Consider the following 25,419-nt stretch of genomic DNA (forward strand, 5'->3'; position numbering starts at 1 on the left):
AAATTATGTTTTATTTTTTTAAAAAAGAGCAACTTATGTTTTATTTAAATAATTTTTAAATACTAAAATATTTTTATCAATTATTGTGTAAAAAAATAAGATTAGCCAAATTAAAAAAACCTAAATTATTTTATTAGAAAAAATAATATAAAATTATTGTAAAAAATAATAAGTAAAAATAGGAGCAATATGAAAAAGAAATTATTATTACTTAGTTGAATTCCTACATTAGCACTGTTAACCACTTCATGTATCGAAACTAAACAACCAAACCATGAACCGAAGTCTGAAGATGATAATAAAAAAGAAAATAATGATAATACAAATACTGATTCTATAAATTCAAACAAAAAATCAGAAAACCAAGAACCAATTCCGTTACCGTTGCCAACACCTAAGCAACCCGAAATTTCTAAAGAGCAATCTTCGCCGGAAAATCCATTAAATCCGCATAGTAAAAAAGACAATAGCACCCCGCAATTACCTCAATTCCCTATAATACCGCCAAACTTCCCAGGATTGCAAAAACCAAAACCAGCAATTAATAAACCGGAGTTAGAGATAAAACAAACTGAAGCATATCAAAAAATATTAGACAGATCTTTTGCTATTTCATTTAATACCATTACACAAAGTCTTGATGATGGAAAAAGAGATAAAGATGAAATTCCTTTCTTATCAACTGGAACTGGTTGAATACTTGATTATGCTTGAAAAAATGGAGTTGAAAATTCTGAAGAACTAATGTTATATATAGCAACAAATGCTCATGTATATCAATATGCATACAATGCATTAGACAATAAATTAAAAGAAACGTTTCCGGAATATTTTACTAGCGAAGAGCAAAAAGATGCTAGAGTTGTTTCATTTGGTATTGGCATACCTCTGGGTGATGCTAATTTAGAACCTATCGAGTCAGGAAAACACGAAGGCAACGAAAATATTGTTAGCTATTTTATAAATTCAAATGATCAAAAATATAAAAATGGTGTAAGAGATGTAAAACTTGTTGGAGATCAAATTTTTTCAAATCCAAAAACTGTTTTTGTCGCAACGGACTTCTTTGATAAGAAAACAAATGAAGAAATATTAAAGAAGCATCCAAACTATCAACCTAATATCAATAAAACTCAAAGAATTGGAAAAGACTTTGCTGTATTTGCTATAAAAATTAAATTCAACGAACTTAAAAAACAAGCCGAAACAAATCAAGATTTAAAGAAATTACTAGAACATATTAATAAAGGCATCAACAGCATTAATAATGATGTAACATTATTTTCATCAAAGCAATATCCTAACCATGATAAATCAAAAGTTCCCTATATTACATATGACTACTACTCAGCCTATCTTCACAAGGAACAATATAAAAACCTTGATAGCGAAAATGAAATTTTAAGTCCAAATGCAAAAAGAATATATATAGCAGGTTTCCCTTCTGATAATGATAGTGGAAATAATCAATACTTCTGAAAAAACTATCCTAAGAACATAAAAATCGAAGATTACACTTTCACAAATAAAAGCTTCTTAAGTAGTGCGCCAGTTGAAAATCTATTATCTGAAAAAACCATATCATATGGCATCGGTGTACAGGCACAAGTTCTAAATAGCAGTTTATATTATGGGGCAAGTGGTTCTCTTGCTGTAAATGAATTTGGAATGCCTGTTGGAATATATTCATCTCTTTCAGCACTAACCCCCAACATTAAAGATACAACAAAATGAGGCGCCTTTACTTTCTTAGTTCAAAATTCCAATGATTTATTCTATGGACCAAAACATAATTTAATAGATGGAAGTAATAAAGAGTTATATCCAAACCAAGAAAAATCTTTCAGACAAAATCTTAAAATTTTATCTGAACAAGATGATTTCTTTAAAGGTTTTAATAAAACGGTTTTATTTGAAAACGGTGTATAGTTTCTTATAAAGACTAAAAAACCAATCATAGCTTTTATGTTTGGTTTTTATTTTAAAAGTTTTTATAATAATTAATCCAATTCAAAAATTTTCTTAATCATATCAATTAAATAGCCCTCACTTGCCATCTTATAATTTATTAGTTTAATATATCTAAAAGCTTTATTTAATTGACTCTTATTTTCATCTTTCCAACAGTTGCCGTCAGTAATTAATATAAAATCAATATTATTAATATTTAAATCTTTTTGCCTATTAATATAGCTATCAATAATTTCCTCGGGTTTTGAACCAGGACCATAAAAATAATTTGTTTCAATATTCAAAGCTTTTTTATCCTTGACTAATATAAAATCAGCCCTTCGATTAGCAATATCATCACCTATATTAAAACCGTATTCTTTTAATACATTAAATTGTTTTTGTAATAAAAGCGTAATACCATAATTCTTGCAAACTGAAGCAACTAACCTCTCACAAATTTTTTCAAAAGAGCTACCACTTCTATTTTTTCTGCCGTTAGAATCTAGACCAACTAAAACGCCCACAATATAATCGTTGCAACTTTTTTCAATAAAATTGTCAAATAGTTTTTTTAAACCAGTATTTACAAAAAAACTATAATATTGTTCTTTTTCCACATCACTTATTTTTTCATTATTTTCTTTAATGCAAAAAGAAAAGCTTTCAATTTTGTTTTTTAAATAATTATTTATTAATAAACTTGTTTTTCCTTTTTTTAACTTTTCCCTTTCTATTTTACTAACTGCAATAAGTAGCGGAAATGTAGTAATTATAGAAGGGACTTTATCTAGTAAATCAAAAAATCTTTCCTTAAAATTATGGCTTTTAATTAATGAATCCATTGCATGCAATTCAACTGCATATTTCTCAATTTCACTAATATTTTCTCAATCCACAAAAAAGTCATATCCTCGATTAGTAACTAGTAATCTATCAATAAAAATTTCTAATAGTTCATTTTTTACGTTCATTATATTTTTCATCCTCTTTCCACAGCAAAGCTCTAAACAAATTTTAATGATTTAATAATTAGTTATAATCACTTCTTTGCCGACTCTTTTATTACCGTTGCTATTTATATTTCGTTTTACATTAACAACCTTAATATTAAATTTAGAATATAAATCTCTAATTAAATCTGTGTCGTGGTTAGTTAACATTAGGAAACATCCTTTTTTATCTAAAATTCTAAACACCTTAGCAAGTCTAATATGACAATCTTCACCAAATTTTTCCTTTGTGTAGGATTCGAAGGAAGTTGGATTTAATGGTACATAAGGACTATCGATAAATACAAAATCCCCTTTGTTAGCTTTTTTTAAACTCTCTTCAAAATCAAGGTTTTCAATTTCCACATTCTTAAGGTATTGTGAAATCTCTAAAATATTATCCCTATTGTAGGAATCACATTTAATTTTATTATTAAATGGAACATTAAAAAAACCATTTGAATTTACTCTATATAGTCCATTGAAACATCTTTTATTTAAAAAAATAAATAATGCAGCTAATTCTAGATCATACTCATTTAATTTTAATTTATTATTAAATTTGGTCCTTAACTCATAATATTCTTCTTTTTTGCATTCCTTTTGATCTAATACATTAAGAATTTCTATCATTTGTTGTGGTTTATTTTTTATCATATTATATGCATTAATAAGAACTCTATTAATATCATTTATGTGGGCTTTTTGCGGTTTAAGATAAAACAAAACCGCGCCACCGCCAACGAAAGGTTCATAATAATCGTTGAAATATTTGGGCATTCGTTTTTTAATTTCATCTATAAGTTGGCCTTTCCCTCCGACTCATTTTACAAATGGTTTAATTTCTTTTTTTTGCATATACTGGGCCTTATATAAAATTCTAAATAATAAATATTATTTTAGCAAGTTTTCAATATTTTAAAAATGTTTTTTCTTTGAAAATTAATTTAGGCAAAAAATTAAAAAAATAAAAATCTAATCGGAATTATCGATTAGATTTTTTGTTTATTCAAAGACTAGTTTAACAGTGTTTCTTACAAGAATTTTTTTTGATTGCAAAATGTCATACATAAATGATATTTCTTTATTAGATATTTTTGTTTCAATTAAATATATATCAATATGAATTTGCTGAATGTTATTTGTATTATTCTTTGGATCAAATGAAACAATAAGTTTATTGGGCACAAATTCATTCTGCTTCATTTCTAAATATTGACCGGCATATGAGATTCTTACTTCATCATTTTTAATATCTAAAATACAGTCCATAACTTTTTCATCAGTAAATTCAATATGTGTAAATTCAGTGCTATTACTTTCTTTAAAATCGACAAAATCAGTCTCTACCTTGCTTAATATTTCGCCTTCTTGTTCTGAAATTAAGATATATTTTAGCTTCATTTTTTTAGTCTTTCAAATACAATGTCTTTGCCAAAAAGATAAATAGCCTTAGCTAATTCTGGTCCATGCTCCTCATATGTTGCAGCAATTCTAATAGGCATAAATAAATCCTTACCTTTTACATTTAATTCCTGCTTTGTGCGTTCAATACACATTTGAATGTTTTGAATATCAAAATCATTTTGATGCAATAATTTACTAAATGTTTTTACAACATCTATATTAGATATCACCAATGTAGTATTATCTTTTGGCTTGGTATATATTTTTAAATTATTTTTGATCTCATCGATTGTTGACGCTGATTGCTTGTAAGTTTCAACAAATAAATTGTTTCATTCTTCAGAAAATGGTGAATTAATTAATTTTATAATTTCTTGGTTTTCCACTTTTTTCATATATTGTTTTGAAAATCAATCCATCTTAACTATATCAAATTTAGAAGGTGATTTAGATAACCTTTCTGGATCAAATTTTTCAATTAATTCCTCATGACTCATTATTTCCTGGCTATCTTTTGAAGTTCAACCTAATAAAGATAAAAAGTTAAAAATTGCATGGCTGTTATATCCCTCATTCTTATAATCTTCAATAAATTGCTTCAAAGTTTTATCTCTTTTTGAAAGTTTTTTACCTTCCATATTAGTAATAATGGTTAAATGTCCGAATACAGGAGGAGTTCAATTTAAAGACTCATATATTGCTAATTGCTTAGGCGTATTTGTTATATGTTCTTCACCTCTTAGAACATGGCTAATTTCCATTTGGTGATCATCGACGACAACAGCAAAGTTGTATGTCGGATAACCATCGCTCTTAATAATAACAAAATCACCAATATCATCGCTATTAACTTCTATTCAACCTCTAACTAAATCGCTTCATCCGTAAATAGTATTTTTTTTCAATCTTAGCCTTATTGAATATTCATTATTCTCATCCCTGCGTTTCTTTTCTTCATCAGAAATTTTCAATCAATTAGGGTCATATCTAAATGAAGCAATTTTAGCTTCCTCTTGTTCTTTATGCTGTTGCGCTAATTCCTGCGAATTATCATATGCCTTATAAGCGAAACCTTTGGCAATTAACTTATTAGCGATGTCTCTATAAATTGCTAATTTTTCAGATTGTCGATAATTGCCGTATTTTTTATTAGGTTTTAGCGGGCTTTCATCTGGTATTATACCCAGTCAAGCAAGGTTTTCAAGCTGACTCTCTTCCCCACCCTCGACATTTCTAGCAACATCAGTATCTTCTAATCTAAAAATAAAAGTTCCATTAAAATGTTTTGCAAATAAATAATTAAATAGAGCGGTTCTAGCACCGCCAATATGTAAATAACCTGTTGGACTTGGGGCGTATCTTGTTCTTATTGTTTTCATAATTATTCCTCTTCAAAAAGTAAAACTAATGGTTCAGTAACATCTTGTCAAAAACCTTTTAACGAAGGTGAAGTATTTCTAACGAAGGCTCATGGTGCTTCTTCAATTTCAGGGCGAGATTCTGGAAATCGAGATTTTGATGGACTAATAACATCATTAATAAAATTAGGTGCTGCTTCAACATTTTTTCTAATTCAATACAACATAATAAAAACTGCCTTAGGGTTATGTTTATATTGAGAATATTTGGGAATAGCAGCGCCAGGAATGTTTGCGACTAATTCATCATATCTAAATGAAAAAAGGCGATAATCATATTGACCGGATAAATTAGCAAATTTTAAAAACTGAAAATCAGGTTTAATCTTATAAACATGGGATGTATCATGTGTATTATTTAATTTCCTATCATTTGTGAATAGCCTATATTTATCATCAAACTGGCTAATTGGATTAAATAAACGTTTTGAATTTAATTCGTAAAATGAACTAGCACTACGTTTTTTAATTATTTTTTCTCCTTTTTCATTTATGCTAACAAAATTTGGATCATCAACAATTGATATAACCGGTAAATCAAACGTGCAAGCCGCTGATAAAACAGAGGGAGCTAAGATCGCGCCCAATGATCCTAATAAAGAAAAAATTAACATTTTTCTTTTAATTTTAGATTTTTTCATAATTATTAATTTTACTAAAATTTAAAATTTTAATGTTGTTAAGTAATTAGAATTTCTCTTTTTTTTCTTTATTTAGACATAGTTAAAATTAAATAATGAAACAATTGAATATATGAAAATTCGGTTCCAAGAAGATATTAAAGATTGTGGACTTTATGTATTACAATCATTACACAAATTTTATTGAAAAAAATGAGTTGATATAAATTTTTTAAAATATGAATCAACCTATTCTGAGGATGGGATTAATATTACTAATCTTTGTTTGTTGGCTAGTAAAATTGGCCTCCATACAGAAGCATTTAAAATTGAATGAGAAGAAATATTAAAACTCAAAACTTCTTTTCCATTAATTGCTATTTCAAAGATAGACAATTTTCTACATTATGTAATTATTGAAAACATAAGTGATAATTTTGTATTTACTTTAGATTCAACAAAAGGAAAAAGAAGAATAGAGATTAAGCAATTTAAAAAACAATTTACTGGCCTAATTATAATAGTTAAAAAACAGCAAGAATGTAATCAAAAAAATATTTATGAAAAGTTTTTTTCTTTTAAATTTAAACTTAATTTAAAGTCATTAGTCATTGGCGTCCTATTTAGTTTCATTACTATCTTTTTAAATTTTTTACTTTCATTTATTAATAAAAATATATTTGCAAGTATTCAACAAATAAAAATATCAGAAGGACAAAAAACAATAATGTTTTTCTTTTGAATTTCAATGGTTTTGCTTGTTGTTTCCTTATTAAATAATTTTTTATTAACAAAATTAAAAAATTTAATATCAGCAACAATAAAAGAACAATTTATAAATAGCATTGAGGGAGCGGAATACAAACAAATTTTAAAAATTAGCAAGAATGAAATTCTCTTAAGATATCTATCGATTGAATCAATAGCCGGTTTTTTATCGTTTATGATTTCTTTTATCTCTTCCTTTTTATTTTCTATTATCTTAGTTATACCTTTATTATTTTTTATAAAAATAAAATTCATATTAATAGTAATACTTGTTAACATAATCAAGACCTTGGTTAGCTATTTTATAAACGATAAAATTAGCTATTTATCAAAAAAGCTAACACAAAAAAGCGTTGAAGAAATAAATAAACTTTCGTTTATAGTAAAAAATGAAGATTCTTATGGACTAATACTGTGAGAAAATCTTGAAAAACAAAGTTTTTTAAACAATATAAAAAGTTATAAAAATGTTGATCTTAATATTAATAAATTAAGTTCAATAAAAAATTTAATTTTAAGGTTTTTAAATTTGATGACAACAATAATAATTTATTGCTTTTTTTTATTACAAAAAACATCTAACCTAAGCCAATTATTTTTCATATTGCAAATACAAACAATTATTTCTGAACCAAGCAATAATCTTCAAGAATTTTTTATAGGATGAAAAATTTTTAAGAACGGTTCAACTAGATTAAATTTTATAATCAATATTCCACAATCAAGATTAAGAAATTCTATTAATAATATAATAGATTTAAAAACAATTAAATTCAAGGGGCTTTGCTTTGGATTTGAACGTCGCAATATAATTAATGATTTAAATTTTATTATTGATAAAGGTGCGAAATTGCAAGGCCCAAACGGTTCCGGAAAAAGTACTTTGTTTAAATTATTAAGTGGTTTTTATTCAAATTACAAAGGGTCAATTATTTTTAATAATATTGAAATCAAAGAGATAAATAAGTCTTGATTTAAGGAAAAAATTTATTTTTCAGGCAATGAATTTAATATGCCAAACATAGATTTATATACATATTTATTTTCAGATGTTAATAATAAGGAAAAAGAAAAAATATTAAAAGATACAGATTTCATCAGTGTTATAAATTCGCTAAATATAAATATATTTTCTAATCTACTTTTAAACTCAAATAAGTTTTCTATGGGACAAAAACAAATTATAAAATTATTGCCTCTATTAATAAAAAAATATCAATTGGTTTTGCTAGATGAAAGTTTTGAATTTTTATCACAGCAAATGTTTGAACTTATATCTAGATTAATATGTAAAAAACAAGAAAATTGCATTATTATTGAAACAAGCCATAATAAAAGATTTTTACTAAAAAATTCCCCAACTATTTTTCTAAAAAAATAAAATTCAATTTTTTTCATTTTTTTTGTGTTAATTTATAATTATTTTTATGAATAAATTAACCATTAAAAATAACAGTTTTAGCACGTTTAAATTTGAGAAAGATTTTTGCAATATACTCAATGAAGCAAAGGCAGAGTTTAATAGTATAAAAGATTTGTCTGTTGACCTTCTTTTTGTTAATAGATTCAAAATGAAAAAACTTAATAATTTGCATAGAAACAAAAACTATACAACTGATATTTTAAGCTTCCCACTAGAAGCAGCTAATGAGTTAGATTTTCTTGAAAATTTAGAGCTTGGTCAAATAATTATTTCGCCATGAAAAATAAAAAAACAAGCAAAAAAATTTAATCATAGTTTAAAAAGAGAATATTGCTATATTTTTGCCCATGGAGTTGCACACCTTTTTGGTTTTGACCACCAAACAGAAGCAGAAACTTTAGTTATGAATACACATGTAGAAAACATTATGAAACGTTTAAACATCACTAGATATTAATAAAATTTTTATGAGGTTTATAAATGAAAAAAATTTGTTATGTTGGTTTAGTAGGAAGACCAAATGTAGGAAAAAGTACGCTAATAAATAACATTTTAGATTTTGAGTTAGCAATAGTTTCCAATGTTGCCCAAACAACAAGAGATAATATTAAAGGTATATACAATGATGATGAAGTCCAAATAATTTTTATTGATACCCCTGGAGTCCACAAGGCAGAATTCTTATTATCGGAAAAACTAAATCAAAAAAGTTATGAAACAATGAAGGCTGCTGATATTGTCTTATTTTTAACACCAGCTAATGAAGAAATAGGAAAAGGCGATAAATTTATTATTAACAAAATTAAGGAAACAACAGATAGCGAAATAATAGCAATAATAACTAAAATTGATTTAATTGATAACAAAATAAAATTAGATAAAAAAGCTCATGAATTAAAAAGTTTGGGAATTAATACCGTTTTGGGTATTGGCAAAGATTATAAACAATCCTATATTGATTTAATTGATGAAATTAAAAAATATTCTTATGAAGATGATTTGCCTTTTGAGGAAGATCAATTAAGCGATGTCTCTCTTAGATTTATAGCTAAAGAAATTATTAGAGAATGTGCAATTAAAAATTTATATCATGAAGTGCCGCATTCAATCGCTGTGCTAATTGATGAATTTAAAGAAAATGATAGCGAAACAATTCCGTATACAATTTCAGCTACTATTTATGTAAAAAGCGAATCACAAAAAGGTATTGTAATTGGTAAAGGGGCACAAAAAATAAAAACAATTTCAATGTCTTCAAGAGAAAAAATCGCCAGTGTTTTAAAACATCCTATTAATTTGTTTTTAAGAGTTAAAGTTGATGAGGATTGAGTGGATAAAGAGGAAAAAATTAAGAAAGCTGGATATTAAAATGAAAATTCAAATAACTCATAAATTAAAGCTTTCACTCCTCTTTATTTTAATCAGCATTATTTTTGTAGTTTTTATTATTATACTTTTTTTAAAAATAAGCAACCCTTATAAAATAAGTATTTATAACTATGAATCATACCTTAATAAAAATACTATTAACAAGATCAAAAAAAACTATTCATATCATACATTTAAGAATCTTGATGAATTTACAAGAGCAATAAAAAATAAAAAAGCTGTAGCAGGGGTAAATTCTGATTATCAAATAGCTCAACTTATCGTTGAAAACAAATTAAAAAAGATTAATTTTAAAAAAGTTTTTGATGTTAATTATGATGCAAAAAATAAAAAAGAGATCATATTAAATCTTTATACTAATGACGTAAAAAAACAATTTGATTTTTTTGATAGTTGAATAATAAAGGAAATAAAGAGAATTAATCCAAATAATAAAATTGACAAGTTAAACTTTAAACCTTTTCTTTATTATAAAGATAAGGAAGTTATTGGCTTTGAAGCAGATAATAAAGAAGGTATGGACCATTTTTACGAATTTTTAATTCCTTATTTTACTCTTGACAAAGGTATAGCCTATAATCCTGAAAATTCAGAAATTTCAAAATCTACAAGAAATAATATTAAGGAAAATGCTGATTTTAGTGATATTAAAGACGGAAAAAATTGATTTGATCTAATAAATTCATTATCAAAAAAATATAAAAATCCAAAATTTTACTGAACCGATTGATTTCTTGACAATGCCATGATTGGTCAATTTTATAAAAATCTAATTGACAATGGAAGCCAAAAAAACTCATTCGGAAAATGAAAAGATTTAAACAAAGAGAACTACAAAAATATTATTGATCACTTTGCGAAATTTGTCAATGTTTCAACTGGTAATAATATAAAAGACACAAAAAGAAATAAACTTATAACTGATGGACAGGAAATTGTATCGGGCATAATTGAGCCATCACGTGGAAAAGCTGATGTTGCAATAATGTATAATGGCGATGCACTTGATGCTTATTATGGAAAGGATAACTTTGCAAATTTAAATCAAAGTAATAATATATCGTTTGTTCGGCCTAAAAATACATATAAAAATATTGATGCATGAATCATTTCACAAGACACAGATGATAAAGAATCAGACGCTCTTCTGGAAACACTAAAAAACCTTGTTTTTGGGGATGTTAGTTTAAGCTACCAACAAATATATAATAAATACATAAATAATGTTTATAAAGAAATTAAAAATAGTGGGATTTCAGAAGAAGAAATAGAAAAAAATCTTTTTAACAAAAAAGATAAAAATAAAATTGCCAAATCATTAAAAGACATTGATTTATCATTTTATAAAAAATACTATAGATTTTTTAGAAATGCCTTTTCAAACGAAAATTTACAAAATGTTGCAAACTTTGATGTAATAAATTACACACCTAGTTTTAAGACTACAAAGTTCTTTTTATTAGAAACTTATTTCATTGATAGCAATAAAAATCAAGATCAAAAAGCAATTTCTATTTTTGATATAAAAGAAAACAAAGACATAAATTTTAGACCATATCAGCCGCTCAATCCTGAATTGAGAACAAAAATGATTGATTACTATTATCAAATAACCAAATCATAATGGTGAAAGGAATAATTATGGAAAAAAAGAAAGTTAAAAAGACAAACTCAGCAATCATTGAACTTGTTGATGTTGTTAAAGAGTTTGAAGACAAACTAGTTTTAGACAATGTCAATCTTAGTATCGAAAAAGGTGAATTTATTACTCTTTTAGGACCTTCTGGATCTGGCAAAACTACTATTTTAAGAATTATTGGTGGTTTTGAATGGGTTACTCGTGGAGAAGTTAAACTTCATGGCAAAGATATTAAGGATCTTTCCCCACATAAAAGGGATGTTTCTACTATATTCCAAGACTATGCTCTATTTCCACACTTAAATGTTGAAAACAATATTAAATATGGTCTAAGACTTAAGAGAATTAACAAAGAAAATCTTCCAAAATCATTTCATAATAAATTAACACTGCAAAGAAGAAAATGAAGAAAATTTGCCGATCAAAAAATGAAAAATCTCGACAAAGAATTCGAATTATATGAAAGAGAATTAAATAATAATTCATCGCTTTCAAAAAGAAAGAAACAAAAATACCAACAATGAATTGATGATATGGACTTTAAATATTCATATTGAGAAAACTATGTTGACTTAAAAACTGAGGCATTTGAAAAAAGATACCTAACTAGAAAAATTACTAATGAAGAAATGGATAAAGAAGTTAAACAAATTATGGATCTCGTTGGCTTAAGCGGCAACGAAAAGAAAAATGTTAACTTTTTATCAGGTGGTATGAAACAAAGAGTAGCGCTCGCAAGATCACTAGTTATTGAACCCGAAATTCTCTTATTAGACGAACCATTAAGTGCTCTTGATGCTAAAATAAGAGAAAAAATGCAAACTCTTTTAAGGGACATTCAACAAAAGCTGAAACTTACTTTTATTTTTGTAACTCATGACCGAAATGAAGCACTGCAACTGAGCGATAGAATTGCTGTTATTCGCGATGGAAAAGTAGAACAATTTACCACTCCGAAGGAACTTTATGATTTTCCAGTTAATAAATGAGTAGCAAACTTTATTGGAGATTCAAACTTTTTTAACGCTACTTTCATAAAAGCAAACAAGGTAAAATTTATGTCAAGGACTTTTGACACTATTCATGATGAATTTGAGCCCGGAGAAAGTTTGGATGCCCTTATAAGACCAGAAGATATTATTATAACAAGAGTAAAATCAAAAGCTAAACTAACGGGAGAAATTATAAAATCAACCTATGGAGGCAGCTACTATAATTATGAGGTTCAATGTAAGGATAAAATTATTTATGTAGAAACTTCTTCAAAATACGCTGTCGGCAAAGAGGTATTTTTAGATTGGGATATTGATGCTATCCACCTAATGAAGAAAGATAGAAAACTTGAATTATTAGAAAATGAATTAGGTCAAACAAATGAAGTCTAGTACAAGAAATGTAAAAAAAATCAAAAAACTTTCTTCACCGATGTCAAAATTGCAATTTACATTTATAGTTCCATATGTTGTTTTTGCAGTTTTATTTATTATCCTACCTATGGTGTTTGTATGCATTTATGCATTTAAACCGTTAGAAGGACAAACAAAACTAGAAAATTGAGAAATTGCTCTAAAACCTTCAACATGGGTAATAATAGGAAGGTCTCTGCTGACTGGATTATTTGCTGCAACTGTATCGCTAATAATCGGTTTCCCGTATGCATATATTGTTTCAAGATCTAAATATAAGATTATTAAAATATTGGGTTTAACTCTAATTCTTAGTCCCTTAGCTATTTTTACAATATCAAAAGCTTTAGCAGTTAGAGGTTTATTCTCGGCAATTTTCGATGAAAATCAGTTAAATAACAATTTCTTTATTGTTTTTGGTATGGTTTATCTTTATCTACCATTCATGGTTCTACCATTGTACCAGGTTATTAAAGATATGCCAAATAACATTTTGGAAGCCTCGGAGGATTTGGGGTATTCAAAATTTAAAACAGTTTTTAAAGTTATAATTCCTTACACATCCAAAGCAATATTAAGTGGTTTCGGAATTGTTTTAATGATATCTGCAACCTCTATTATTATTTCAGACAAACTCTTACCAAATGGCAGTCAAAAACAACTAATTGGTAACCTAATAAACCAGTTTGCCAACACAGCCAACCCGTTTGATTTAGCAAATTCTTCAACATTAGTTATTATCACTCTTGCAGTCCTATTATCAATATATGCAATCATTTATGGAATACCATTCTTAATTAGAAAAAAAAGACAAGGAGGAAATTATGACTAAATTTAAAAACTTTTTAAAATATTCATATGTTTTTGTGATTCTTGCTTTTCTTTATATACCAATAATTTTTGGAACGATTTACAGTTTTAATTCCCCTTCAGATAAAGGAATTTTTTCAGTAACAACTTGAAATAGAACTTCTTTTGATGCATACAAGGAACTGTTTTCTAAATCACATAGTCTAGCATTTGTTAACTCATTTCTTCTTGGGATCGCAACTTCTGTCCTTGTTATTAGTATCTCCTTACTAACTGTTTTCGCTCTATGAAGACACAAGAATAAAGGGGCAAGATCTTTTGTGCAAGCAACCTCAAATGTGCCTATGATAAATCCTGATGTTATTACAGGATTGACACTTGCTATTGTTCTAAACTTCTTATTTTTTGGAACCCTAAAAGCAACGAGTGAAGGTTTTTTTAGATCTATTATTGGACATACTGTTATGTGTCTTCCATACGGAATTTTAATAATGCTACCTAAAAGCGATAAATTTTCCAAAAATATTTTTGAAGCAAGTCAGGATTTAGGATATTCAAAATTCAGAACATGATTTAAAACATATTTTATTTATATGCTAGGATCTATAATCTTTACATTTGTTATGACTATGACCTTGTCATTTGATGATTTTATTATTACAAGAATTGTTTCTAATACAGAAACGTTAGGAACACAATTGTATGAAGGTCAATTTCAGGCATGATCGCTGGCTATTGGTGCAATATCACTTCTAATAGTAATATTTATAAATACACTATATATTATTTTTAAAGGAACACAAAATAAATTAGCTAAAAAATCCCTAGTTTTAAGTAAAAAACAAGCACAAAAGGATTTTTATAAGGAGGTCTTATAAATTGAACAAAAGAATTTTTAAGGTCTTAATATTTATACTTTCCTTTTTTGTTATAACCATAATTTTTATTTTTGCAATCTCAATTAAACTTTCAAATAAGTACCGGCCAAGTATTTATAATTACGAATCTTATTTAGCGCCTTCTATAAAAGAAAAACTAAAAAAAGACTACAACTATAAAGAATTCAAGGAAATCAACGAATTTACCCAAGCATTAACCCAAGACAAAGCGATCGCTGGTGTTGGAAGTGATTTTCAAACAGCACAACTCATTATAGAAAAAAAAGTCAGAAAAGTTGATTTTGCTAGATTATACGGAAAAAGTGATGCCAATGACTGAAATGTTAGAAAGTTTTTTTACACAGAAAATGTTAGAAAACACCTTGAAAACTTTGATAATCTAATATACAATAAGCTAGTAAACCTACCTAAACACGAATTAGATTCAAAAGGTTTTATTTTAGACAAAAATAAAAAACTTTGAAAAAGTAATACTAGCGCCCAATGAGAACATTTTTATGACTTCTTTATACCGTATTATGCGCAAGACAAAGGAGTTGCATATAATGTTAATAAAAATAGTAGACCTAATTTAACACTAAACAATTCCTCAATTCAAGAATTAGAAAACAAATCAATGCAACTCGATTGAAATCAAATTTTTGATACCCTAAAAGAAAATAAATATCAACACATTGGTTGAACTAATGCATTTGTTGATAACTTAATGATTGGGGCCATTAATTATAAATCGCAAGACAACAAAAATTGAAAACAATTATTCACCTTCAATGGAGAAGGAAAGCTCTTTGACTTTAACGAGAATAATTACAAGCTAGCAATTGATTCTTTCGTAGAATTTGTCAAAAATTCTTCTGGTTATGATATTAAAAACACAGCATATAATCACCTAAGTGGCGATGGATTAGAATTGCTTAACTACCTTATTGAACCAAAACAAGGACGTTCAGATTCATCGGTTATTTATAATGGCGATGCCTTAGATGCTTATTATTCAGAAGATAATTTTGCTTCAGTTGAAGAAGGAACAATTAGATTTGTGCGCCCTAAAAACAATTATTACCTTGTTGATGGTTGAATTATATCCCATAAACTAAGTGATGAAGACACTTCCAAATTTTTAGATAGCATTAGCTCTTTGATATATAATAACAACAACGTTATTATCAGATCGGCCGAGAGCATTGAAAAAAGATTGAAATTACTAGAAAAGCGTTTCTTTGAAACATTAAAAAAATTCCTGACCAATGAAGACCTAAATAGTTCCATCGATACTTTAACGTTAATTTTCAACAGTGATAGCAGACAAGAAATTATCAAACTTCTTTCAAAATCTCAAAAATTAAAAAGTATTGATTGAAACAATCTAGAAAATTGAAAAAAATTCTTAAGAAGTTTTAAAAGTGAAATTACTGAGGATAATATTGAATTTTTACGAATTATAAGAAATAATTCTGATAAGGGAACAGATATTTTTTCAGATAGTTTTGAAGAAGTTTTTACTAAAAGCGACTTAGGTGAACTAATAAACTTTGAATATATTTCATATACACCAACAGATCTTTTAACATATAAATTTTTAGATGAATGGTATTTTGGAAATGATGAAATTGCCAAATCTATTTTCAAGCAACCCTCGACAAATGAGAATTATCATTTATTCACATATCCAATTATCGAAAACAACCTGCGAACAAAGATTGCAGCCTACTATTTCGAAGCAACAAAATCATAAATAGGTTAATCCTATTTTTTCTTTTAAATTTAAGAATAAAAACATTTAAACATTTAATAATGTTATCAAAAATTAAATAGTAACAAAATTTAAGTATAATTATAAATTATAAATTAGATTAAAAGAATTGGTTAGGAGCAATGTTATGACAATTAAAAAGTTATTACAAAACATTGAAACAATAAGAGAAAATGAAAAGTTTGAGGTTAAAGGTTGATTAGTTTCTAATAGAGGAAATGAAAAAATTAGATTCTTAACTGTTAATGATGGGAGTACTGTTGCAACATTACAAATAGTAGTTAAAGGAGAAATGATTCAAAAACTCAATGTCGCGCAAATTTCACTAGGAACATCATTAATTGCTAGAGGAATTATTCACCTCACACCAGATGCCCAACAACCGCTTGAACTTATTTTAGAAACATTAATTGTTATCAATCAAGTTGACAACGATTTTCCTATACAAAAAAAAGAAACTTCACTTGATTTTTTAAGAGAAATTCCTCACTTAAGAAATAGAACAAGCTTATTCAAAAGTATAATGTTAATAAGAAATACTCTTTCTTTTGAAATCCACAAATATTTTCAAGAACACGAATTTCTTTACATGGCATCACCGATTATCACTTCAAATGATGGTGAAGGAGCTGGCGAAACTTTGTTGGTTGATGATGAAACAAAAGAGTACTTTTTCAAGCAAAAAGCATTCCTAGGAGTTACGGGACAGCTTCATGCTGAAGCATATGCAGCTAGTTTTAAGAAGGTTTATACCTTTGGGCCTACATTTCGAGCCGAAAATTCGCACACATCACGCCATTTGGCTGAGTTTTGAATGATTGAACCTGAGGTTGCTTTTTATGAATTAAAGGATATTATTAACCTTGCAGATGATTTATTAAAAACTGTCATTAAAAACACCATAAGCAAACATTTAGATGAAATGAAGGTATTGCAATCTTACAATCCTGATCTACTGGAAACATTAAACAGATTTCTTGATAACAAACTAACAGTTATTGATTATAAAGATGTGGTTGAAAAACTTAAACCTTTTAGCGACCAATTTGAAGAAAAAAACATTTTTTTTGGTATGGATCTAGCTTCAGAACATGAAAAATTCCTTTCTGAAAAAATTGTAAATGGGCCAGTCGCTGTTACAAATTATCCAAAAGATATTAAAGCTTTTTATATGTACCAAAATGATGACAACAAAACTGTTGCAGCTTTTGATTTATTAGTTCCAGGGATAGGGGAATTAATTGGTGGTAGTCAAAGAGAATCAAGATATAGCAAACTTGTTCAAAGAATGCATGACTTAAAAATTTCACAAGAACCCTTGCAATGATACATAGACTTGCGTAGATTTGGATATGCACCATCAAGTGGTTTTGGCATTGGTTTTGAAAGACTAGTGATGTATGTGACAGGTATTGCTAACATTAAGGATGTCATCCCCTTCCCAAGAGTTGCTGGACAAATTAAAATGTAACAAGGATATTAATGAAAAAAAATCTAACTATAATTATTCCTATTTACAACGTAAAAATACCTCTAAATGAAATTTTTTACAATATCTATAAACAAAAATCACAAAATTTTAATATCATTTTGACCTTTGATAGACCGAAAGAAAAGGATTATATAGAAATTGATAAACTACAATCAAAGTTAGGCGAAAGATTAAAAATTATCTTTAATTCGGGCCATCAACATTTCGATGTTGTAATAAAACAAGCTTTAGATCTTATTGAAACCCCTTATACGTTCATTCTTTACTCATATGCCAATTTAAAAAATGAGTTTATTCAAAGATTTGATAATTTTATTAAATCTTTGCCCAAAAAAGCAGATTTCATACAAGTTCCCGGATATAACCAAGTAATAAACAAATTATTATTTAAGTCAGCCCACTTATCAATGTTAGGTTTAGTCAATTTAGAAACCAATAAACTACCTTTTATATTAACTAGCCCTTTTATGTTCAATTCAATTGTTAAGACAAATATTTTAAAGAAAGTTTTTTTCTTACCTAAAACAAAGGATCTCAATCTAGAATATTCACCCAATCCTGTTTTTCAAAGCCTTCTTTATTCAAAAACATATGCTTTTTTCGAAGACACATGAATCATTAATAATAATGATAATCCATTAATTTTTAACCCTAAATCCTTGACTCGCAATTGAAATAATATATTCAATTCCTTTAATACAATAGATATTGAAACTAAAAATGCTCTTGAATTGGCTAAATGTCTAAATTATTGCTATTATATTGCTGCAATTGTCGGCTCATTAAAACATAATAAGAATCCATTAGATGAAAAAACACTAATTAGCATTAAAAACTCTCTTATTCAAGAAATTTCAATACTAAGACCTTTTTGAGTAGAGCAACTCCAAATAAATCACTTTTTTAAAGAATTTAATATTCAAAAACTTTATGATTTAACGTCTGGTTTTAGTAAAAAATGAGACCACATTATTAAAAAATTTATATGACCATAAAGCAAAATGTTAAGGCTAATTTTTGAATAAGATTATTAGCTACATTAATTGATCTTCTTATTTTCATAGTTTTAATTGTAGCGACTTCTTTTATAATATTCAATTACAAAAAAGCTGAATTTCGCACACAAAGTACCACACTAAAAGAAATATACTTTCGCCTTTGACTATTATTGATGATTTTTTTATGTATATTTGAATACATTGTTATTCCAACAATACTAAAAGGCCAAACAATTGGAATGTTAATATGTAAAATCAAAATTCTTTCCGATGAAGAAAAAAGAAGAACTTCCAAATTTATTTTTGATCGGCAAAGACTATTTGCATTCTTATGAATTTTTGTTTTTATGAGTTTCATGTTAATGTCTACTGATGCATTTTTAAAAGCTGCTCGCGGTGGAAAATTAAATAATGTTGAAAAGCTTGTTGTTATATTACCAACAGCACTAGCTACGATTTCTATAAATCTTCAAATACTGCTAATTATTTCTGGTATTTCATCAACAAGACTAAGTTGAAATGATAAATTATCGCGAACAAAAACCGTTTGAAAAAATAGATATGAAGATATTATTGAAGATGAAAATTTAACGTTTAAAATTAAACCAAAAAAACGTGAACTTCCTAAAATCAATATCACAAAATAGCCAAAAATTAAGGCTATTTTTTATTACTAAATATTAATAGGTTTAATTAGGTTATAATTATAAAGTATATTTAATTATAAGGGGTGAAGATGATAGAACTAGAAAAACTAAATAAACAACAACGAGAAGCAGTAGAATACAATGACGGACCACTTCGTATAATTGCTGGTGCAGGTTCAGGAAAAACAAGAGTTTTAACATATAAAATATCATATTTAATTGATGAATTGGGAATAAAACCTTCACGCGTTTTAGCTCTAACTTTTTCAAACAAAGCAGCTAATGAAATGAAACAGCGCGTTATCACAATGGTGAATAATCCTGAACAACTTCCTGTCATAAGTACTTTCCATGCTATTTGTGCAAAAATATTAAGATATGAAATTCATTTGCTAGGTTATGAGAACGATTTCCAAATTATTGACGAAATAGACCAAAAAGCAATCCTTAAATCAGTCTATAATGAATTAGAAATATCTAATAATGAATTCAGTTATAGTTCAATCATTTCATTCATTCAAAACAAAAAGAATTCATTATTTGAATTTTTAAATATTGAAAACGAAAATATTGATACATCTTTATCTCTACAAGAAAGAAAAGCTATCGAAACAAAGGAATTGATTTACAAGCATTATCAAGAAAGATTGCAACGATCAAAAGCGCTTGATTTTGATGACTTACTAGTTTTTGTTTACAAACTTTTTTATGACCCAAAATATGAGCATATAGCCAACAAATGGGCTAAACGATATGACTATTTATTAATTGATGAATTTCAAGACACAAGCATTATTCAATACAAAATACTACAAAAACTTTGTTCAACAAATAAATTAACAATTGTAGGAGATCCCGACCAAACAATCTATAGTTGAAGAAATGCTGATATCAATATAATTATTAATTTTCACAAGGATTATCCAGATGCTATCACAATTAAACTTGAAGAAAATTATCGATCAACTAAAAAAATTCTTTATTACGCAAATAAATTAATCATTAAAAATAAATTAAGACTAGAAAAAAACCTATATACAGAAAATGAAGAAGGAGAAGATGTTGAATTTTACTGTGGCCATAGCGAAGAAGCTGAAGCCCGGTGAATAGCACGAAAAATTTCAGAATTAAAACGTTCGAGAGTACAATTAAAAAATATTGCTATTTTATTTAGAACCAATAGCTACTCAAGAGCAATTGAAGAAGCTTTGATTAGAGAAAGTACAATATACAAGCTTTTTGGCTCAATCAAATTTTATCAACGCGAAGAAATTAAAGATGCTTTAGCATACTTAAGAGTTATTCACGATGGTAGTGAAATTATGCTTCTACGTATCATAAATAAACCTTCAAGAAAAATTGGAGAGGTAACCGTTGATAAGTTAATTGAATTTGCAAGAAATAAAGGTACAACATTATTCAATGCAATTGAAGCGCATATTGATGAACTGCAAGAAACTTTAAGTATTTCAACAACTACACTTCAAAAATTAGCTTCACTAATTAATGATATTCGGTGAGCGAGAGCAGCCTTAAAAACTAATTCAATAAGCAGCACGCTCAAAGAGTTTATGTATAAAAAAATAAACTATTTTGATACATTTAAAATTTCCGAAGAAGATTATGAATCAAAACAAGAAAATTTTCAAAGTTTAATAAATGCTATTGAGTTATGGGAAAAAAACAATTCTCACGGTACTATAGATGAATATCTACAAGAAATTACACTAATAACAGATAGAGACGTCGAAAACGATGCAACAAGTTTTGTTTCATTGATGACAGTGCACAATGCTAAGGGATTAGAATTTGATTATGTTTTTATTTGTGGGCTTGCTGAAGGTTTATTCCCTCTAAAAAGAGCAATTTCTATTTCACCAAGTAAAGATTTTACATTTTTAACTAATTCAAATACACATGAAGAAAATATTGAAGGCCTTGAAGAAGAAAGACGGCTTGCATATGTTGCAATTACAAGAGCTAAGAAAAAGCTTTTCCTTTCATTTGCAATTAATAGATCTGGTTTTACTAAACGTAGCAGATTTTTAGGAGAGGCAGGTATAAAAGAACAAAATGGTTCTGTAACACTTGCAAATGATTTTTCTATTGCTGAAGAAAATCACCAAAACAATAGCCATTTAGTTGTCGGAGATTATATAATGCATAAAATCTATGGACGCGGCGAAATTATTGATATGGTTGACTCAATAATTACTGTAACCTTTCCACAACAAAAAACCACAAAACAATTTGAAAAATCGCATCACTCAATTAAAAAATGAGATGGTGACCTTAATGACTAAGGAGTTAATTTAATTTGCTAATCTGAATTATTGCATTCTCTTCCATAATATTCATTTTTTCTTTTTGATTTATTTTATTTTTAATAAGAACACAAAATAATATTAAAAACGAAAGTGGTTTCCTCTGTTTAGAAATTGATTTGAAACAAAATAGAATTAAACATCTGAATGGTATTCCCAACATTTCAAATGAACCCACATTTATAAAAAAATTAAACCTTCTAAATAATAAATGAAGAAAATTAGATGACTTATGTGAGATTTTAGAAAAAAAATATAAACTTCTTTTTTTAAGTGCTTTAAAAAATAAAGAAAATACGATTATTAGTTTTGAAACAACACATAACAAGCATTCAACATTCAAAACAAAGGTTAGTTTTGAAATAAATTTCATAAATGATCAAAAAGCTTTTATGACAGTTAATTGAAACAGAAACGATACTATTAAAAATGAAGTTTTCGAAGCTTTAAACACCAACATTTCTTACCTTTTTTCGCCAAACAGCAAATATATAGCATGTGGTTTTATTTTAAACATAAAAAATATTAATAGTATTAATAACTTTATAAAACTTTTCCAAGATAGTTGCGTTTATAATCAAATAAAAGGCGTCAAAGTTTTTCTTGATTGAAATAAGATCTTTTTCGTCTTTCCCTCTGATAGATTTCAAAGTGGCCATTCTTACTATGCAACTAAAATCTTTGCAAACACTGCTACTCTTTACAAAAATCTTTACTCTACCTTTTTTTCATTTAACAATGAGCTTTTAACCAACAAAAATCAATTGTATTATGAAACGGTCTTTGACTTTGTCAAAACACTTACACCTATGGTTGATTATTGAATTCCAAATAACATAGAAGATAACAAAGATTTTAAAATTTTTAAAGAAAAATATGAATATACACTTGACGAAATAAAACAAAGCAATAATATTGATTTTAAAACTGTGTCTATAAATAATTTTGGCGATGAAAATACTAAACTCAATTTATTATTAATTAAAAGAAAATTTGAAATTTTAAATATAAAAGATGAGAATATCATATCTTCCTTAGACATTTATAAAAATTTTTTTATGCAAATATATGAAAACATCAAATCACAAGATATTCATGGAAAAGTTTTAAATATACAAGATTTTATTTTTAATTATATTGATAATAAAAGTATTGAAAATTCTATTAAAATTGATCGTTCCTTTGTTCAATTAGTTTCACTTAATTCAAAAAAAAGTATGTTAAGAGTTAAGAAAAAAATAGAACAAATTAAAGAAAACTATCCAAAGGCGGCTATAGGAATAAAATTAACCGAAATCAATAATGATATTATTTCACTAATTGGTAAATGAGTGGGAATTATATGATTTGATAAGTCGCTTACTAAAATACTTAATAACCCAGAAACAATGTTATATATTGGTCTTATACTCAAAAAGGCAGAGCATTTAAAAATCTCAATTGTTTTTGAGAATTTAGATTTCAAAAACTATAAAAAAGTTTTATTTAACAAAAAAATTAAAATGTTTTACTCAAGCGAAAGAAAAAAATAACATTAAATTTGAAAGGTAAATTATGAATAAAGCTAAAATTAAAGAAAATTTTTTTGAGGCAATTAATGGAGAATGATTAAATAAGCATAAAATTGCTGATAACAAAACCTCGGTCGGCACGTTTGAAAGATTAGATGAAAGTTTAACAAGATTAAAAACTAAACTTATAACAAAATGATCAATCGACTCATCCGAAATAACTGAAAATAAAATTCTTCTAGAAATGGTTAAATTTTATAATTTAGTTAATAATTGAAACGATAGAAAAAAACACTCAATAAAGCCTATTATTCCAATACTAAAAGAAATAGAGTCATATCAATCATGAAATGATATTGAAAATAACTATACTAGCTTATGCTTAAGAAATTTTGAAGTTCCTATTCCTTTTTTTATACACACAGATTTTAAAAACCATGAAAAACAAACCCTTTTTGTTTCGACCCCTTCTGTTATCCTTCCAGAAAAAAGTTATTATAGTGATGAAGAAAAAAAGAACTCATTTTATAGAATTTGAGTTAATATGGTTAAAAAAATGCTGTTAAAAGTAAATAATGATGAAAAATGAGCAAATGATTTAGTTAACAAAGCTCTCCTATGAGATAACGAGGCATCAAAATATATTCTTTCAGCACAAGAATGAGCAATTATAACTAACATTTATCACCCTAGAAAAGTTGATGATTTCAATAAAAAAATAAAAGAAATAAATTTATCTAATATTTTAAATTCATTAATCAATGATGGCATTAGTGAAGTTATTTGCGTTTCGAAAGATTTAGTTGACAATTATTCGAAATTATTAACAAAAGAAAATTTTGAACTTTATAAAGCTTTTCTATATATTTCATCATTAATTGAATTATCTCGCTTATTAGATTATGAAAGCTTAGTAATTTCCGGGGAATTTTCAAGAGCTTTAAGTGGTCAAAGAAAACCTTTTAGCAAGAAAAAAATAGCCGTAAAATTTGTTGTTGATAATGTTTTTTCTATGCCTTTTGGTAAATATTACGGTGAAACTTATTTTGGCCCCCAAAACAAAAAGAATGTCGAGCAAATGATTCATAAAATGGTCAAAATATACGAGGACCGCTTAAAAGAAAACACCTGACTATCAAAGCAAACAAAAGACAAAGCTATATTAAAACTTTCTAAAATTGGCGTTTATGTAGGCTACCCAGAAATTATTGAAGATTTTTATAAGGAATTTATTGTTCAAAAGTATAATGGCTATGATGATCTAATAACAAATGCCCTTAATTTCACAATGGCTGTTCAAAAAGCGAAATTTGCTGAATATGGTAAAAAGAAAGATATTAATCTTTGGTCAATGTCTCCAGCTATAATTAATGCTTATTATAACCCTTCAAGTAATAAAATAGTTTTCCCAGCAGGCATTTTACAATCTCCATTTTATAGTTCAAAACAATCCTCTTCTTCAAACTACGGTGGTATAGGGGCAGTTATAGCTCATGAAATATCACATGCCTTTGATAATAATGGGGCTAACTTTGATGAAGTGGGTAATATGGTAAATTGGTGAACCGAAGATGATAAAAAAGAATTTAACAAAAGAGCTGAAAAAATGGTTAAATTATTTGATAATAAAAAAACAGAAGTTGGTAAATGTGACGGAAGACTAACAGTATCCGAAAACATCGCAGATGCAGGTGGGTTATCATGTGCCCTTGAAGCAGCAAAAAGCGAAAAAGATTACAACCCAAAACATTTTTACATAAACTATGCTATCACCTGAAGATCTAAACAAAGACCTGAACTTCAAAAATTACTATTAGCTTCTGATGTTCATGCTCCTGCTATATTAAGAACAAACATTCAGGTACAAAACTCTGACGATTTTTATAAGACTTTTAAAATATCAGAGTCTGACCAAATGTTCCTAAACCCGAAAAAAAGAGTAAAAATTTGATAATTAAAACCCCCTTCTTGTA

20 protein-coding genes are annotated in these 25,419 nt (G+C 27.0%); 15 read left to right on the forward strand and 5 right to left on the reverse strand.

Going from position 1 to position 25,419, the window contains the following annotated elements:
- Window positions 1–189 precede the first annotated feature (189 nt).
- Entirely contained in the window at window positions 190–1,929 is a 1,740-nt protein-coding gene (locus ACWXVK_RS00495) for an MIP family Ig-specific serine endopeptidase (RefSeq protein WP_456016875.1), read from the forward strand.
- Between the two features lie 71 nt (window positions 1,930–2,000).
- Here ACWXVK_RS00495 and ACWXVK_RS00500 read toward each other — a convergent pair whose 3' ends face one another.
- From ACWXVK_RS00500 to ACWXVK_RS00520, 5 genes are all read right to left on the reverse strand, one after another.
- Entirely contained in the window at window positions 2,001–2,924 is a 924-nt protein-coding gene (locus tag ACWXVK_RS00500) for a DpnII family type II restriction endonuclease (protein ID WP_455994471.1), read from the reverse strand.
- Between the two features lie 51 nt (window positions 2,925–2,975).
- Window positions 2,976–3,800, reverse strand: coding sequence for a DNA adenine methylase (locus tag ACWXVK_RS00505; RefSeq protein ID WP_444704876.1), 825 nt, complete (start codon window positions 3,798–3,800; stop codon window positions 2,976–2,978).
- A gap of 147 nt (window positions 3,801–3,947) precedes the next feature.
- Window positions 3,948–4,346, reverse strand: coding sequence for a hypothetical protein (locus ACWXVK_RS00510; protein ID WP_456016877.1), 399 nt, complete (start codon window positions 4,344–4,346; stop codon window positions 3,948–3,950).
- Window positions 4,337–5,728: a glutamate--tRNA ligase gene (gene gltX, locus ACWXVK_RS00515; RefSeq protein ID WP_456016879.1), complete on the reverse strand. Its 1,392-nt coding sequence runs from the start codon at window positions 5,726–5,728 to the stop codon at window positions 4,337–4,339. Before gltX ends, ACWXVK_RS00510 begins: the two co-directional genes overlap by 10 nt.
- Before the next feature lie 2 nt (window positions 5,729–5,730).
- Complete coding sequence (locus tag ACWXVK_RS00520) at window positions 5,731–6,408, reverse strand: hypothetical protein (RefSeq protein ID WP_438340479.1); 678 nt, start codon at window positions 6,406–6,408, stop codon at window positions 5,731–5,733.
- A gap of 112 nt (window positions 6,409–6,520) precedes the next feature.
- On the opposite strand from ACWXVK_RS00520, the gene ACWXVK_RS00525 reads away from it, so the two are divergent.
- The 14 genes from ACWXVK_RS00525 (at window position 6,521) to ACWXVK_RS00590 (ending at window position 25,400) form a co-directional block, all read left to right on the forward strand.
- Window positions 6,521–8,536 carry an Mbov_0121 family peptidase domain-containing ABC transporter gene (locus ACWXVK_RS00525; protein WP_456016880.1) on the forward strand — a complete coding sequence of 672 codons (2,016 nt, stop codon included), beginning with the start codon at window positions 6,521–6,523 and terminating at the stop codon, window positions 8,534–8,536.
- Window positions 8,537–8,582: 46 nt separating this feature from the next.
- Window positions 8,583–9,035 carry an rRNA maturation RNase YbeY gene (ybeY, locus tag ACWXVK_RS00530; RefSeq protein ID WP_456016881.1) on the forward strand — a complete coding sequence of 151 codons (453 nt, stop codon included), beginning with the start codon at window positions 8,583–8,585 and terminating at the stop codon, window positions 9,033–9,035.
- Between the two features lie 23 nt (window positions 9,036–9,058).
- A complete protein-coding gene (gene era / locus ACWXVK_RS00535) occupies window positions 9,059–9,946 on the forward strand; it encodes a GTPase Era (RefSeq protein WP_456016882.1) in 888 nt (295 codons plus the stop codon).
- 1 nt (window position 9,947) lies between these two features.
- On the forward strand, window positions 9,948–11,591 hold the full coding sequence (locus ACWXVK_RS00540; RefSeq protein WP_456016884.1) for a hypothetical protein: 1,644 nt from the start codon (window positions 9,948–9,950) through the stop codon (window positions 11,589–11,591).
- Between the two features lie 17 nt (window positions 11,592–11,608).
- Window positions 11,609–12,991 carry an ABC transporter ATP-binding protein gene (locus ACWXVK_RS00545; protein WP_456016886.1) on the forward strand — a complete coding sequence of 461 codons (1,383 nt, stop codon included), beginning with the start codon at window positions 11,609–11,611 and terminating at the stop codon, window positions 12,989–12,991.
- Window positions 12,981–13,844 (forward strand): ABC transporter permease, encoded by an 864-nt coding sequence (locus ACWXVK_RS00550; protein WP_444704883.1) that lies wholly within the window; start codon window positions 12,981–12,983, stop codon window positions 13,842–13,844. Before ACWXVK_RS00545 ends, ACWXVK_RS00550 begins: the two co-directional genes overlap by 11 nt.
- Window positions 13,837–14,700, forward strand: coding sequence for an ABC transporter permease subunit (locus ACWXVK_RS00555; RefSeq protein WP_438340486.1), 864 nt, complete (start codon window positions 13,837–13,839; stop codon window positions 14,698–14,700). The genes ACWXVK_RS00550 and ACWXVK_RS00555 overlap by 8 nt, the downstream gene beginning before the upstream one ends.
- A 1-nt stretch (window position 14,701) precedes the next feature.
- Complete coding sequence (locus tag ACWXVK_RS00560; RefSeq protein ID WP_456016887.1) at window positions 14,702–16,456, forward strand: hypothetical protein; 1,755 nt, start codon at window positions 14,702–14,704, stop codon at window positions 16,454–16,456.
- Between the two features lie 145 nt (window positions 16,457–16,601).
- Window positions 16,602–17,945 (forward strand): asparagine--tRNA ligase, encoded by a 1,344-nt coding sequence (asnS, locus tag ACWXVK_RS00565; RefSeq protein ID WP_438340488.1) that lies wholly within the window; start codon window positions 16,602–16,604, stop codon window positions 17,943–17,945.
- Between the two features lie 11 nt (window positions 17,946–17,956).
- Window positions 17,957–18,961, forward strand: a complete 1,005-nt coding sequence (locus ACWXVK_RS00570) for a hypothetical protein (protein WP_456016889.1) — start codon at window positions 17,957–17,959, stop codon at window positions 18,959–18,961.
- Window positions 18,952–19,611, forward strand: coding sequence for an RDD family protein (locus ACWXVK_RS00575; protein ID WP_438340490.1), 660 nt, complete (start codon window positions 18,952–18,954; stop codon window positions 19,609–19,611). Before ACWXVK_RS00570 ends, ACWXVK_RS00575 begins: the two co-directional genes overlap by 10 nt.
- Before the next feature lie 89 nt (window positions 19,612–19,700).
- Entirely contained in the window at window positions 19,701–21,914 is a 2,214-nt protein-coding gene (locus tag ACWXVK_RS00580; protein WP_455965926.1) for an ATP-dependent helicase, read from the forward strand.
- Window positions 21,915–21,928: 14 nt separating this feature from the next.
- A complete protein-coding gene (locus tag ACWXVK_RS00585) occupies window positions 21,929–23,467 on the forward strand; it encodes an MHO_4530 family protein (protein ID WP_456016890.1) in 1,539 nt (512 codons plus the stop codon).
- Window positions 23,468–23,489: 22 nt separating this feature from the next.
- Entirely contained in the window at window positions 23,490–25,400 is a 1,911-nt protein-coding gene (locus ACWXVK_RS00590) for a M13 family metallopeptidase (protein ID WP_456016892.1), read from the forward strand.
- Window positions 25,401–25,419: the final 19 nt, after the last annotated feature.

It is taken from the genome of Mycoplasma sp. 3398 (genome assembly GCF_053851555.1).